The organism is Pseudomonas sp. IT-P171 (genome assembly GCF_949767765.1).
Taxonomy (GTDB): domain Bacteria; phylum Pseudomonadota; class Gammaproteobacteria; order Pseudomonadales; family Pseudomonadaceae; genus Aquipseudomonas; species Aquipseudomonas fluorescens_B.
Window position 1 is genome coordinate 74,685 of record NZ_CATKQN010000055.1, and the last position, 13,920, is coordinate 88,604.

The following is a 13,920-nucleotide window of genomic DNA, read 5'->3' on the forward strand; positions in this document are numbered from 1 at the left end:
ATCCATCCTTTGCATTAGAGAACGGGTTCGGGATGCTCCCGTAACGCCGTCAGCAAAGCCGCGGCACTGGCGCCACGACAATCCACAACTGTTTGGGCTCCGGCGGCACGTGCCAGCTCGGCAACCCTGGGGCTTGGAACAAACAACGGCAACCGCGCCAATTGCGGCCAGGCAGCGCCGGCCAATCGATGCAGGTGCTCAAAACCCTGTCCACTGCTGACCACCAGTCCGTTCAAGCGTTCCGCCTTGATCCGCTCTGGCAGTACTGCTGGCGGGTATTGCGGCAGATCGCGGCGGTACAGCTCCAGATACTCGACACTAGCACCAAGCTCGCGCAAACGCTCAGCAAGCAACTCGCGCCCGCCCTCTCCGCGCATGATCAATACCCGTGGATCGGGCGGTGCGACAGCCTCGCGCAACGACGCAAGTTCCAGCAAGGCTTCGCTGTCATCACCCTCGGCCGGAAAACTCACGTCCAATCCGTGGTCATCGAGAATCCGTGCAGTCGCGGCGCCCACGCTGAACCACTTCTGGCGTGGTGGTTGCGGCCAGTATTGACTGACCAGCTCCACCGCGATTCTGGCGGCCGGCTTGCTGACCACGATTACCGCGCAGTACCGATCCAGATGCTGAATCACCTCGCGCATTGTGTCAGAGGCAGGAATCGGTTCAATTTCCAAAAGCGGCAAACTGCTGCTGGAAATCCCCGCTTCGGCCAAAATCTCGCTCAGCGCCGCCGACTCATCCGCGGGACGCGTCAGCAGCAGGCGCCAGCCCGTCACTCGTGACCTGCCTCGCCGTAGACCGCTTTCAGAATGTCATTGGCGCCCTGGTTCAGCAGGTCTTCGGCCACTTGCACACCCAAGGCCTCGGCATCGCTGCGCGGAGCACGGGCCTCGGCGCTGAGCAGCAGGCCGCCGCTAGGATCGCCCACCAGACCGCGCAACCAGATCTGCTCGCCTTCCAGCACGGCGTAACAGGCGATCGGCACCTGACAGCCGCCATTCAAATGTTTGTTGAGCGCACGTTCGGCCGTCACGCGGGCGGCGGTGTCCTGATGGTGCAGCGGTGCCAGCAAAGCGTGGATTTCGCTGTCGACGGAGCGGCATTCGATGCCGACAGCACCCTGGCCACCGGCCGGCAGGCTGTCATCGACGCTGATGGCAGAGGTGATTCGATCTTCGAAGCCCAGGCGAATCAGGCCGGCAGCCGCGAGAATGATGGCGTCGTATTCACCGGCATCAAGCTTGGCCAGACGCGTGTTGACGTTGCCGCGCAGGAAACGGATTTCCAGGTCCGGGCGACGGGTCAACAACTGGGCCTGACGGCGCAGGCTGGAGGTGCCGACAATGCTGCCTTGCGGCAGTTCGTCCAGGCTGGCGTAGGTATTGGAGACGAATGCATCACGCGGGTCTTCTCGCTCGCAGATGCAAAACAGGCCGAGGCCTTCGGGGAAGTCCATCGGCACGTCTTTCATCGAATGCACGGCGATGTCGGCTTCGTTCTCCAGAAGAGCCGTTTCCAGTTCCTTGACGAACAGACCCTTGCCGCCGATTTTCGACAGCGGTGAGTCCAGCAGTTTGTCGCCACGACTGACCATGGGCACCAGCGTCACGAGCAGACCCGGATGGGCCGCTTCAAGACGGGCTTTGACGTATTCGGCCTGCCACAGGGCGAGAGCACTTTTGCGGGTGGCGATGCGGATTTCGCGAGAGGACATGGATCAATCCGTACTGAATAGATACGGCGGATAATAACAGCTCAGCCAAATCCACTTTGACTTGTATCAGGTATTGCCTGGCCTCCCTGGCCCCGGATGTCCGGCAATCGGGTGATAAATTCGCCTGAGGATGGCGAATTAAAGCTGTTGCATCATTTTGCGCACGCCGGCCACATGACGCCGGCTGACGATCAGGGCGTCGCCGTTCAGGCCTTTGAGGAACAGCTGAAAGTGTCCCAGAGGCGTGCGTTGCAGGCGCTCGATGCGTTCGCGGGCGACCAGTGCGTTGCGGTGGATGCGCACGAATCGGTCACCGAATTCATCTTCAAGGGCCTTGAGCGGTTCATCCAGCAGCACTTCGCCGCCTTCATGGCGCAAAGTCACGTATTTATGGTCGGCAATAAAGTAGACCACCTGACCCAACGGGATCAGCTCAATACCCTTGCGGGTACGCGCGCTGATATGGCTGCGAGGGCCGCTACCGGTTTCGGCGGCGGGACGGGTCAAAGCCGCAAGCTGGACACGATTGGGCCGCTCGGCTTTTTTCAATGCTTCATGCAATTGTTCTGTACGCACAGGTTTCACCAGATAGCCTACGGCGCTGGCCTGTAAGGCTTCCACGGCAAATTCATCGGGCCCTGTGCAAAACACCACGGCTGGCGGGGTTTCACGTTCGCATAACCGTGCAGCCACTTGCAGGCCGTCGAGGCCTGGCATGCGGATATCGAGCAACACGATATCCGGCTTGTGGCTGTCGATCAGTGCCAACGCTTCTTCGCCGTTCGTGGCGCTGGGCTCCAGGACACTGTATCCCTCGAGTTCGCCGACCATTCGGCTCAGGCGCTCGCGGGCAAGGGGTTCGTCATCAACGATCAGGACATTCATATTGCGCTGGATTCCTGCGTGAGTCTCGCACAAGGATAGCGTAGACAAGTGGAGTGACGTCCGTCACCGCGATCCACGCTAAGACTAGCGCGAGGGCCAAAAAGTGCCGCCCGTCCGACCGCTAAATTTTTATTTGCCGGGCAATCGGCGGTTGGCGAGGCATCGCCGTAGGGTTTGCTGATACACAATACGAACACCCCCTCTGCTTATAGTCCGCTGCAGCGCCGAGAAGTGCGCTGATCCTACTGTCCAACTGTAGACGGTTGCCGGGACGTTATTACTCAATTGAAAAATATCGTTGCGCAATTCCGGTCAGGCTGGCTTCGAGCATAGGCCGGGACATGAGAAAAAAACGTATCGACCAGTGTCAGCGACAGGATTGGCAACCCTGTTATTATCCGCGACAGCTTTCAACGCCATCTTTCTTCAGCCGATACGAGCGAATTCATGAGCACTGACAAGACCAATCAGTCCTGGGGCGGCCGCTTCAGTGAACCCGTCGACGCCTTCGTCGCCCGCTTCACCGCCTCCGTCACCTTCGACCAGCGCCTGTATCGCCACGACATCATGGGCTCGATCGCCCACGCCACCATGCTGGCCAAGGTCGGCGTGCTGACCGATGCCGAGCGCGACAGCATCACCGATGGCCTGAAGACCATCCAGGGTGAAATCGAGGCCGGCCAGTTCGACTGGCGCATCGACCTCGAAGACGTGCACATGAACATCGAGGCGCGCCTGACCGACCGCATCGGCGTGACCGGTAAAAAGCTGCACACCGGCCGCAGCCGTAACGACCAGGTCGCCACCGACATCCGCCTGTGGCTGCGTGACGAGATCGACCTGATCCTGGCGGAAATCACCCGCCTGCAAAAAGGCTTGCTGGAACAGGCCGAGCGCGAAGCCGGCAGCATCATGCCGGGCTTCACCCACCTGCAGACCGCACAGCCGGTGACATTCGGTCACCACATGCTGGCCTGGTTCGAAATGCTCAGCCGCGACTACGAGCGCTTGGTCGACTGCCGCAAGCGCACCAACCGCATGCCTTTGGGCAGCGCCGCACTGGCGGGCACCACTTACCCGATCGACCGCGAGTACACCGCGCAACTGCTGGGCTTCGATGCCGTGGGCGGCAACTCGCTGGACAACGTGTCCGATCGTGACTTCGCCATCGAGTTCTGCTCGGCCGCGAGCATCGCGATGATGCACTTGTCGCGTTTCTCCGAAGAGCTGGTGCTGTGGACCAGCGCGCAGTTCCAGTTCATCGATTTGCCAGACCGCTTCTGCACCGGCAGCTCGATCATGCCGCAAAAGAAAAACCCGGACGTGCCGGAACTGGTGCGTGGCAAGACCGGCCGCGTCTTCGGCGCGCTGATGGGCCTGCTGACCCTGATGAAAGGCCAGCCACTGGCCTACAACAAGGACAACCAGGAAGACAAGGAGCCGCTGTTCGACGCCGCCGACACCTTGCGCGACTCGCTGCGGGCTTTTGCCGACATGATCCCGGCGATCAAACCCAAGCACGCGATGATGCGCGAAGCGGCCCTGCGCGGTTTCTCCACCGCCACCGACCTGGCCGACTACCTGGTGCGTCGTGGCCTGCCGTTCCGTGATTGCCACGAGATCGTTGGACATGCCGTGAAGTACGGCGTGGAAAGCGGCAAGGACCTGGCGGAAATGAGCCTGGAAGAACTGCGCAAGTTCAGCGACCAGATCGATCAGGACGTGTTCGCCGTGCTGACGCTGGAAGGTTCGGTGAACGCCCGTGACCATATCGGCGGGACTGCGCCAGCGCAGGTCAAGAAGGCTGTGGCTCGCGGTCAGGCGTTGCTCGCCAGCCGTTAAGCCGCCAAAAGCTTCGCGAGCAAGCCCGCTCCCACACTGGGTCTCTGGTGTTCACAAATCATGTGTTCACCATCAATCCAGTGTGGGAGCGGGCTTGCTCGCGAAAGCGACCTGAAGGACGCTACAAATCTACTTCTTGGACGCGACCATCGCCATGAACGCGGGCATCGCCGCTTCCTTGTCCGCTGCAATCCGCTGCACGTTCGGGTTCTGCTCCAAACGCTCCAGCAGTGCCCGGGCCGCTGGCATTTCAGCCAACAAATCCAGGTCGAACAGCTTCTTCGCTACCGCACAGGCCAGCGGCACGCTGTACAGAAAGTACAGATCTGCAATGCTCAGGCTGTCGCCCGCGACATAAGGGGCAAACTTGCCGTGCCGTCCCAGCGAGGCAAAACCCAGCAGCAACTCGGCCTTGGTCTTGTCCTTGATCGCGTCCGGCACCTTCATGCCGAAGAATGCTTCGCCATAACAGGCGCGCCCCGGCAACTCGATGTACAGCTCGATTTCCTTGGCCAGTGCCAGGACCTGCGCCCGCTCGAAGGGATCGCCCGGCAGCAGCGGCGTACCTTTCTGGCTCTGCTCGATGTATTCGAGAATCACCGCGGTTTCATTGATGAAACCTTGCTCGACACCCAGCACCGGGACCTTGCCGCGCGGACTGATTGCCAATGCCTCGGGGCTCGTGCCCGCATAAAACGGTACTTCTTCGAACGGCAGACCTTTCTCCAGCAACGCCAGTTTCACCATGTTGTAGTAGTTACTGACGGAAAATCCATAAAGCTTGAGCATTACAAAGCCTCCAGGCCGTGCGGGGTGGGCAGTGCCTGCTTTATAGAACGCCAGGGCGTATCTTGCCAGCAGCATCATGGCGCTGAATGCAGGTAAACTGACCGCCTTTCCTTGAGGAGCCTGCCATGAGCGAGCCAACCCCCGACAACAACCAGGACGATATCGACGAAGAAGAATTCGCCGAAAACACCCTGGTCGAAGCCATCGAAAACCAGATCGAAAGCGACAATCCGCCTGCCGCCAAGGCCACCTTCAACAAGTTGACCCTGGTGGGTTACGAACGTGAAGAAATCCTCAACCTGATGGCCCACGTTCTGGCGGTGGAAATCGACGCGATCCTCGAAGAAGACCGCGCATTCAACACCGAATGGTACGAAGCGGCTCTGCGTGCCCTGCCAGAATTGCCGCCGGAAAAGAAGTAACCCTTCATTGCCGGATGGGGCTTTTGTGGCCAGGGAGCTTGCTCCCGCTGGATCGCGCAGCGGCCCCAAAAGCTTTACGGCTGCTACACAGCCGAGCGGGAGCAAGCTCCCTCGCCACAGTTAAGCCCCCCTCAGCAAGCTTCCCCTCAGCAACACCCCACACAATTTGTCACCCATCATTCCTGCCTTCCTCCAGCCCCTGACTACACTGGTACGCACCCCGCTGCCGCACCACCCGCCGGGGAATGCCTCCCAAGGTGAAAAACCCTGTCGCGAGCACTGGACATGCCGCACGAGTGGGATCACCTTAGGGGCGCTGTCGTCCAATTCCTAGAAAGTCTGGAGTCCTTATGTCGCTTACCCCTGAGCTGGTTGCCGAACTGGAAATCCTCGCACTCTTCAACCTGGACAGTTCCCAGGAAGGTTTGAAAATTCATCAGACCGCTGCCCCGAAAGCCATTGCTGCCGCTCAACGCCTCTTCGCAAAAGAACTGATCGACCAGCCTGATGGCGGTTATCTGACCAGCCTGGGTCGAGACGCCGCGCAAAACATACAAACCGTCCTGACCATTCTGAGCGTCCCGGAAACCGCCTGAGCACCACCGCATCGCCCACGGAAACCCCTGCTACGGGATTTCCGCGGGCACACTTCGTTGCATGCCGTCGCCCAGCGATAAAAATCTGACGTCAAAAAACAAAATCCGCTTAAACGTCCCGCGACCGAGGCGCTAAACTGCCCTTCATTCTGAGACCTCCCACGTCCGAGCCCTGCGAGCCGGTTTGAGCTGACATGACCCGCACCCATGAAATCCGCCCTGATCTGGACGAGGGGATCGACCGCAAGGTTCTCGGCCAGCTGCGCGCACGCTTTTTAAAACTCAACGAGGGCCGCATGGCCCGCGCCATGGAAGGGCTGTCGACCCGCCAGCAAGGGGTGTTGACCCTGCTGCCGCTGTTTTTCCACGTCAATCATCCGTTGTTGCCGGGTTACGTTTCGGGCAGCACGCCCGCCGGGCTATCGAACTTCGAGCCCGACGCCAATGCCCTCGCCGAAGCCCAACGCCTGACCCGATCGTTTTCCTACAAGCCGCGTCACGGCAGCAATCCGCCGCGACCGATTCACGGCCTGTTTCTGATGGGCAGCCTCGGCACCCTCGCCCAGGCCGATCAGAGCGACATGGACGTCTGGGTCTGTCACGCACCGGACTTGAGCGAAAGCGAACTCAACGAGCTGCGTAAAAAATGCCAGTTGCTGGAAACCTGGGCCGCGAGCCAGGGCGCCGAAGCGCATTTCTTCCTGATCGACCCGGCGCGCTTCGTGCTCGGCGAGCGGGACAATCAACTGAGTTCGGAAGACTGCGGCACCACCCAGCACTACCTGCTGCTGGACGAGTTCTATCGCACCGCCATCTGGCTGGCCGGACGCACGCCGATCTGGTGGCTGGTGCCGGTTTACGAAGAGGCCGCCTACGACCGCTACACCCACGCGTTGCTCTCCAAGCGGTTTATCCGCGCGGACGAAACCCTTGATCTGGGACATCTGGCGTACATCCCCCCCGGCGAATTCATCGGTGCAGGACTCTGGCAGTTGTTCAAGGGTATCGAGTCCCCCTACAAGTCGGTGCTCAAGCTGTTGCTGACCGAGGTCTACGCCAGCGAACACCCCAGGGTTCAGTGCCTGAGCCTGCGATTCAAGCAAGCTGTGTTCGCCAATCGGCTCGACCTCGACGAGCTGGATCCGTACGTCGTGGTCTACCGGCGCATCGAGGAATACCTCACTGCCCGTGGTGAACCGGAGCGTCTGGAGCTGGTGCGCCGTGCGCTGTACCTGAAGGTCAACCGCAAACTCACCGGCAGCAGTCGCACCCAGAGCTGGCAGCGTTCGTTGCTTGAACGCCTGGCCCACGAGTGGCACTGGGATCATCGTCAACTGGCCCTGCTCGACAGCCGCAGTCAGTGGAAAGTCCGCCAGGTCAGCACTGAGCGCCGGGCGTTGGTCAACGAACTGAATTACAGCTACCGCTTCCTGACCGAGTTCGCCCGCAGCGAACAAACCGTCAGCCTGATCAACAAGCGCGACCTCAACGTGCTGGGCCGGCGCCTGTACGCGGCGTTCGAGCGCAAGGCGGACAAGGTCGAATTTATCAACCCCGGCATCGCCCCGGACCTGGCCGAAGACACACTGACCCTGGTGCACGCGCCCAACAAGAAAGAATCGGGGCAAGCCCAGTGGGGCTTGTACAACGGCAGCCTGACCGCCCACGAGTGGGAGCACTTCGCGCCGATCAAGCGCAGCCGTCAATTGCTGGAACTGCTGACCTGGTGCCATCGCAACGGCGTCATCGACAGCAGCACCCGACTGGCGTTGCATCCCGGCGAGAGCGACCTGAGCGAGTTCGAACTGTTCAACCTGCTCGGCAGCCTGCAACAGAGCATCGCCCTGCCGCTGCCCACCGTCGCCGAAGAACCCTTGTTGCGCGCCAGCGTGCCGACCGAGGTACTGATTCTGGTGAACGTCGGTGTTGACCCGCTCAAGCATCACCGCGACCTGAACATTCTGATGACCACCGAGCGCACCGACTCCCTGAGTTACGCCGGGGTTCGGGAAAACCTGGTACTGACCCTCGATCAGGTCACGCTCAACAGCTGGAATGAAGTGCTGGTCAATCGCTTTGACGGCCCTCACGCCCTGCTCGACTGCCTGCGCGATTACCTCAATAACCTGCCAAGCGGACCGCGACAGCCAAAATTGCGCGTGCGTTGCTTCTGCCATAACCGCGCGCAATTTATCGCGCAGCGGGTCGAAGAAGTGATCGACACCGCGCAGAACCTGCTGCTGAGCAAACTCAATCATCGCTACCTGATTCAGGTCCAGCAGCATTACCACGTGCTGGAACTGGTGCCAGGGCAGGTCAATCACGTCGCCCTCGCCACCCTGCCGGCACTGTTCGATTACCTGGGCGAAGAACTGGCAAGCTACAGCCCGCTGCACCTGGACCCGATGGCGCTGGAAGATCAGGACCTGGCGCTGATTCTGCCCATGGGCCAGCCAGACTGTATTCAGGTGTTCTACCGGATTCACGACAACCAGGCCGATCTGTACGTGATGGATGAATTCAACGCCTTGTGGCAGCAGCGTTTGCCCTATCACGACGAACAAAGCCTGCTCGTGCCGTTGCAACGCTTCCTGCAATCGATCCAGTACCGGCGCGATGCCTTGCTGCCGATGGACGCTGCCCAGCCATTGAGCCTGGACACGCTGTATTACCAACTATTGCCATCCGGCCCTGGGCGAGCCCGCCGGGTCGAGCCCAAAACCCCGCCGCAAACCCCGGTCAACAAACCGTTCTACGACGTGCAGGCAATCGTCGGCAAAGCCGCACCGGGCGAAGTGCACGTCACGTTGTATTGCAATCAGCGGGAATTTTCAGAGCTGGAGCATGGCGAGCAACTGTTCAGTGTGGTCGCCCGGGAAATTGTCGAACAGCGCCGCGAGACCGAACGCTATCGCTGCTACATCACCGACCTGGACCTCTCGGGCCTGCTCGGTGATGGTCAGAGTTCAAGCAATTTGTATTTGCGCTACAAGGCCGATCTGGAGCGCGCACTGAACGACGCGCTCGAGTTGGTCTGAAGAAAAGCTTATTCCGGGAAGTCGCCGCCATGGGCGGGCTGCGATTCGACTGCCAGCAGGGTCAGTTTCAGAGTCTTGCCGCCAGGTGCCGGCCAGTCGATGTGCTGGCCGACCTTCAGGCCCAGCAGTGCGCTGCCGACAGGCGCCAGAATGGAGATCTTGCCTTCGTCAGCGTTGGCATCCTTTGGATACACCAACGTCAGGTGATAGTCCTTGCCGCTGCTTTCTTCACGGCAATGCACACGGGAATTCATGGTCACGACATCGGCGGGCACTTCATCGTGACCGACCAGCGTATCGGCGCGATCCAGTTCGGTTTGCAGCGCGATAACGCCCGGCAGCGTGTCGTCCAGGCTGTCGATCAGGCGTTCCAGACGCTGAACGTCCAGACGAGTAAGGGTGATGGAAGGTGCGGTCATGATAGAGGCAGACTCCTTTCTTCTGCACAGAAAAAGCAAAACCCCGCCAGAAAAAGGCGGGGTTTTCACGAACCTCGATGGGTTGAGGCGTTTCTGGACACTATCACAGCTCAAAAAATATACAAGTGAGGGGCGACCACAGCCCGGCGCAGACTTTGGGAGAGGAGGCTTACGTGTGGCGAGGGAGCTTGCTCCCGTTCGGCTGCGCAGCAGTCGTAAGCTTTCCGGGGCAGCTTCGCAGCCCAGCGGGAGCAAGCTCCCTCGCCACAAAAGCCCTTATGCCAGGGCTTTGCGCTGAACGGCCTGCGCGCAGATGACTCGCCGACGATCATCATCCGCCGAGCGCCATTCGCGGATGTCTTCGACATGGCGAAAACACCCCAGGCAGACCTTCTGTTCATCCAGCCGACACACGCCGCTGCACGGCGAGGGCACCGCCGGGCTGACATTGCTGTAAAGCGGCTTTGGCGGACGAGCGGGGGCAGGCTCAGTCACGATCTCACAGACCTTCGAAATCGAATTCAGCGCCGGCCTGTTGCTTGACGATGCGCTCAAGCATCTCGCCGAGCTGCTCTTCGCTCTTGTCGCACATCCAGCGCTCGCTCTCTTCGTCGTAGTCGAAGTGGAAGCCACCCGATACCGCCGCCAGCCACAGCTGACGCAGGGGCTCCTGGCGGCTGAAGATCAACTGGCTGCCGTTTTCGAACTTGACGGTGAGCACACCGGCCGAGCTCTCCAGATCGATATCCAGGTCGCTCTCATCGAAAATATCCTCCAGCGATTGCTGGGTAGCATCGACCAGATCGTGGAAACGGGCTTCGGTCAAACTCATTGCGGCAACCTCAAAAAGTGTCTGTTCACGCTCAAGCGCCGCAAGATACGGGCGAGCCCCAGTGATTGCAAAGAATAACGACCCAGCACCGATTTAGGTACATCAAACACCGCCCCTGTGGGAGCGGGCCTGTGGTGAGGGGATTTATCCCCGTTCGACTGCGCAGCAGTCGCAAGCACTCCCGATTAGCGAACTGCTGGGGCTGCTGCGCAACCCAACGGGGATAAATCCCCTCACCACAAAGGTTCGCTCCCACAGGGATTGCACCTAACTGGCCAAGCCCCGCCGGACGGGAGCCCGGTCGCATAGGCAAGCTGCCGGGTGGCCGGTATACTCCGGCGCAATTAACGCATTTTCAAGGATTTCGCCATGAAGCGCCTGATCTCTTCCCTTGCTGCGCTCGTCGCGGTTGCCTGTCTTGTGTCGGCCTGTGGTCAAAAAGGCCCGCTGTACCTGCCCGACGAAAACCAGGACCCGGCCGAGCAGGCGCAGTCCTCGCAAAAGCAGCCGTCGAAGGCACACAAGCACGACGTCTACCAATAAGGGAACCGCCATGGACGCTTTTAACTACCGTGACGGTGAGCTGTTCGCGGAAGGGGTTGCCCTGTCCGCCATCGCCGAACGCTTTGGCACACCGACCTACGTCTACTCCCGCGCCCACATCGAAGCCCAGTACCTGGCGTTCGCCGATGCGCTGGCCGGCATGCCGCACCTGGTCTGCTTCGCGGTCAAGGCCAACTCCAACCTGGGTGTCCTGAATGTCCTGGCGCGTCTGGGCGCCGGTTTTGACATCGTCTCCCGTGGCGAGCTGGAACGCGTTCTGGCCGCCGGCGGCAGCCCCGACAAGATCGTGTTCTCCGGTGTCGGCAAGACCCGTGACGACATGCGCCGCGCCCTGGAAGTCGGCGTGCACTGCTTCAACGTCGAATCCACCGACGAGCTGGAGCGCCTGCAAGTGGTCGCCGCCGAGCTGGGCGTTCGCGCCCCGATCTCGCTGCGCGTGAACCCGGACGTCGATGCTGGCACCCACCCGTACATTTCCACCGGTCTCAAAGAGAACAAGTTCGGCATCGCCATTGCCGACGCCGAAGACGTGTACATCCGCGCCGCGCAACTGCCGAACCTGGAAGTGGTCGGCGTCGATTGCCACATCGGTTCGCAACTGACCACCCTGCCGCCATTCATCGACGCCCTCGACCGCCTGCTGGGCCTGGTCGACCGCCTCGGCGATTGCGGCATTTACCTGCGCCACATCGATCTCGGTGGTGGTTTGGGCGTGCGTTATCGCGATGAAGAGCCGCCACTGGCTGCCGACTACATCAAAGCCGTGCGCGAGCGTCTCGACGGCCGCGACCTGGCGCTGGTGTTCGAACCGGGCCGCTTCATCGTCGCCAATGCTGGCGTGCTGCTGACCCAGGTCGAGTACCTCAAGCACACCGAACACAAAGATTTCGCCATCGTCGACGCGGCCATGAACGACCTGATCCGTCCGGCGCTGTATCAAGCCTGGATGGACGTCACCGCCGTGCGCCCCCGTCAAACCGCAGCACGTGCCTATGACATCGTCGGGCCGATCTGCGAGACCGGCGACTTCCTGGCCAAGGATCGTGAGCTGGCCCTGGAAGAAGGCGACCTGCTGGCCGTGCATTCGGCCGGTGCTTATGGGTTTGTCATGAGTTCCAACTACAACACCCGCGGCCGTGCCGCCGAAGTGTTGGTGGACGGTGATCAGGCAGTTGAAGTGCGTCGCCGTGAGACGGTAGCCGAGTTGTTTGCTGGCGAAAGCCTGCTGCCGGAGTAAAACCATGCTGCTGCGTTTTACCAAGATGCACGGCCTGGGCAATGACTTCATGGTCCTCGACCTGGTCAGCCAGCACGCGCACATCCTGCCCAAGCATGCCAAGCAATGGGGCGACCGGCACACCGGCATCGGTTTCGACCAGTTGCTGATCGTCGAAGCGCCGAGCAACCCTGACGTGGATTTCCGCTATCGGATCTTCAACTCCGACGGCTCCGAAGTGGAACAGTGCGGAAACGGTGCGCGCTGTTTCGCCCGTTTTGTGCTCGACAAGCGCCTGACCGCAAAACGGCAGATTCGCGTCGAAACCAAAAGTGGCATTATCGAGCTGGATATCCGCAGCGACGGCCAGATCAGCGTCGACATGGGCGCACCGCGCCTGGTGCCGGCCGACATACCGTTCGTTGCCGACAGTCAGGCGCTGAGCTACTCGCTCGACGTCGACGGCGCAGCCGTTGAACTGGCCGCCGTGTCGATGGGCAACCCGCATGCGGTGTTGCGCGTCACGGATATCAACAACGCACCGGTGCATGAACTGGGGCCGAAAATCGAACATCACCCGCGCTTTCCTGCGCGGGTCAATGTCGGTTTTCTCCAGGTCATCGACCGGAACCGCGCGCAGTTGCGCGTCTGGGAACGCGGCGCCGGGGAAACCCAGGCCTGCGGCACCGGCGCTTGTGCTGCTGCGGTGGCCGCGATCAGCCAGGGGTGGATGGATTCGCCGCTATTGATCGACCTGCCCGGCGGGCGTCTGTCCATTGAATGGGCAGGCCCAGGCCAACCGGTGTTGATGACCGGCCCGGCAGTCCGTGTTTACGAAGGACAAGTACGTCTTTGAGTGAGTCAAACCCATGACCGACAAGCCCCAGGTTCCCGCCCGACAGCCCGACGAATCCCCTTCCGAAAGCCTTGAGGCGGCGGCGATTGCCGCGTACCTGGAGGCTCATCCGGACTTCTTCGTCGAGCACGAAGAACTACTCCCGGCCATGCGCATTCCGCACCAGCGTGGCGACACCATCTCGCTGGTCGAGCGCCAGATGACCATCCTGCGCGATCGCAACATCGAATTGCGCCATCGCCTCTCGCACTTGATGGACGTGGCCCGCGACAACGACCGCCTGTTCGACAAGACACGCCGCCTGATTCTCGCTTTGATGGACGCCAGCAGCCTGGAAGACGTGGTGATCAGCGTCGAAGACAGCCTGCGCCAGGACTTTCAGGTGCCTTTTGTCAGCCTGATCCTGCTGGGTGACAACCCGATGCCGGTCGGCCGCTGGGTGACCCACGCCGATGCGCAAACCGCCATTGGTGGTTTGCTCTCGGAAGACAAAAGTGTCAGCGGCAGCCTGCGCGAGCATGAACTGGACTTCCTGTTCGGTGAAGAGCAGCGCAAGCAGATTGGCTCCACCGCCGTCGTCGCCATCAGCCATCAAGGCATCCACGGCGTGCTGGCCATCGCCAGCCGTGATCCGCAGCACTACAAAAGCTCGGTGGGCACGCTGTTCCTGAGCTACATCGCCGAAGTCATGGGCCGCGTGCTGCCACGGGTCAACAACTCCCTTCGCTCGGTACGCTGATC

General features: G+C 60.9%; 15 protein-coding genes and 1 pseudogene. 8 read left to right on the forward strand and 8 right to left on the reverse strand.

The genetic code is table 11. The annotated features are described in order from the left end of the window. Positions 1-14: 14 nt before the first annotated feature. From ACM6I5_RS22615 to ACM6I5_RS22630, 4 genes and pseudogenes are all read right to left on the reverse strand, one after another. The gene (locus ACM6I5_RS22615) at positions 15-782 is read right to left on the reverse strand and encodes a uroporphyrinogen-III synthase (RefSeq protein WP_414884761.1); all 768 of its coding nucleotides are present in this window, start codon (positions 780-782) and stop codon (positions 15-17) included. After that, a complete protein-coding gene (hemC, locus tag ACM6I5_RS22620; protein ID WP_414877941.1) occupies positions 779-1,720 on the reverse strand; it encodes a hydroxymethylbilane synthase in 942 nt (313 codons plus the stop codon). The genes ACM6I5_RS22615 and hemC overlap by 4 nt, the downstream gene beginning before the upstream one ends. 138 nt (positions 1,721-1,858) lie before the next feature. Further along, a complete protein-coding gene (locus ACM6I5_RS22625; RefSeq protein WP_017341431.1) occupies positions 1,859-2,605 on the reverse strand; it encodes a LytR/AlgR family response regulator transcription factor in 747 nt (248 codons plus the stop codon). Continuing rightward, a pseudogene (locus ACM6I5_RS22630) lies at positions 2,602-2,808 on the reverse strand (sensor histidine kinase); the annotation flags it as partial. The pseudogene ACM6I5_RS22630 and the gene ACM6I5_RS22625, both read right to left, overlap by 4 nt. Positions 2,809-3,052: 244 nt before the next feature. Here ACM6I5_RS22630 and argH point away from each other — a divergent pair. Continuing rightward, entirely contained in the window at positions 3,053-4,447 is a 1,395-nt protein-coding gene (gene argH / locus ACM6I5_RS22635) for an argininosuccinate lyase (RefSeq protein ID WP_017341432.1), read from the forward strand. Between the two features lie 129 nt (positions 4,448-4,576). Here the strand turns inward: argH and ACM6I5_RS22640 are convergent, their stop codons facing one another. Continuing rightward, entirely contained in the window at positions 4,577-5,236 is a 660-nt protein-coding gene (locus ACM6I5_RS22640) for a glutathione S-transferase family protein (protein ID WP_414877942.1), read from the reverse strand. Between the two features lie 125 nt (positions 5,237-5,361). On the opposite strand from ACM6I5_RS22640, the gene ACM6I5_RS22645 reads away from it, so the two are divergent. The 3 genes from ACM6I5_RS22645 to ACM6I5_RS22655 all read left to right on the forward strand — a co-directional run bounded on the left by ACM6I5_RS22645 (position 5,362) and on the right by ACM6I5_RS22655 (position 9,292). Continuing rightward, positions 5,362-5,658, forward strand: coding sequence for a hypothetical protein (locus ACM6I5_RS22645; protein ID WP_017341434.1), 297 nt, complete (start codon positions 5,362-5,364; stop codon positions 5,656-5,658). A 350-nt stretch (positions 5,659-6,008) separates the two neighbouring features. After that, on the forward strand, positions 6,009-6,254 hold the full coding sequence (locus tag ACM6I5_RS22650) for a TIGR02647 family protein (RefSeq protein ID WP_017341435.1): 246 nt from the start codon (positions 6,009-6,011) through the stop codon (positions 6,252-6,254). 194 nt (positions 6,255-6,448) lie between these two features. Continuing rightward, positions 6,449-9,292, forward strand: a complete 2,844-nt coding sequence (locus ACM6I5_RS22655) for a class I adenylate cyclase (RefSeq protein WP_414884762.1) — start codon at positions 6,449-6,451, stop codon at positions 9,290-9,292. Between the two features lie 8 nt (positions 9,293-9,300). Here ACM6I5_RS22655 and rnk read toward each other — a convergent pair whose 3' ends face one another. The 3 genes from rnk to cyaY form a co-directional block, all read right to left on the reverse strand. Next, entirely contained in the window at positions 9,301-9,711 is a 411-nt protein-coding gene (gene rnk, locus ACM6I5_RS22660; protein ID WP_017341437.1) for a nucleoside diphosphate kinase regulator, read from the reverse strand. Between the two features lie 276 nt (positions 9,712-9,987). Continuing rightward, on the reverse strand, positions 9,988-10,206 hold the full coding sequence (locus ACM6I5_RS22665; protein WP_017341438.1) for a DUF1289 domain-containing protein: 219 nt from the start codon (positions 10,204-10,206) through the stop codon (positions 9,988-9,990). 4 nt (positions 10,207-10,210) lie between these two features. Further along, positions 10,211-10,543, reverse strand: coding sequence for an iron donor protein CyaY (gene cyaY, locus ACM6I5_RS22670; RefSeq protein WP_017341439.1), 333 nt, complete (start codon positions 10,541-10,543; stop codon positions 10,211-10,213). A 369-nt stretch (positions 10,544-10,912) separates the two neighbouring features. On the opposite strand from cyaY, the gene lptM reads away from it, so the two are divergent. The 4 genes from lptM to ACM6I5_RS22690 are packed head-to-tail and all read left to right on the forward strand — an operon-like array spanning position 10,913 to position 13,918. After that, entirely contained in the window at positions 10,913-11,086 is a 174-nt protein-coding gene (gene lptM, locus ACM6I5_RS22675; RefSeq protein WP_017341440.1) for an LPS translocon maturation chaperone LptM, read from the forward strand. A gap of 10 nt (positions 11,087-11,096) precedes the next feature. Continuing rightward, complete coding sequence (gene lysA, locus ACM6I5_RS22680; RefSeq protein WP_017341441.1) at positions 11,097-12,344, forward strand: diaminopimelate decarboxylase; 1,248 nt, start codon at positions 11,097-11,099, stop codon at positions 12,342-12,344. Between the two features lie 4 nt (positions 12,345-12,348). After that, a complete protein-coding gene (dapF, locus tag ACM6I5_RS22685; RefSeq protein ID WP_017341442.1) occupies positions 12,349-13,179 on the forward strand; it encodes a diaminopimelate epimerase in 831 nt (276 codons plus the stop codon). Between the two features lie 13 nt (positions 13,180-13,192). Next, positions 13,193-13,918, forward strand: a complete 726-nt coding sequence (locus ACM6I5_RS22690; RefSeq protein ID WP_017341443.1) for a DUF484 family protein — start codon at positions 13,193-13,195, stop codon at positions 13,916-13,918. Positions 13,919-13,920 lie beyond the last annotated feature (2 nt).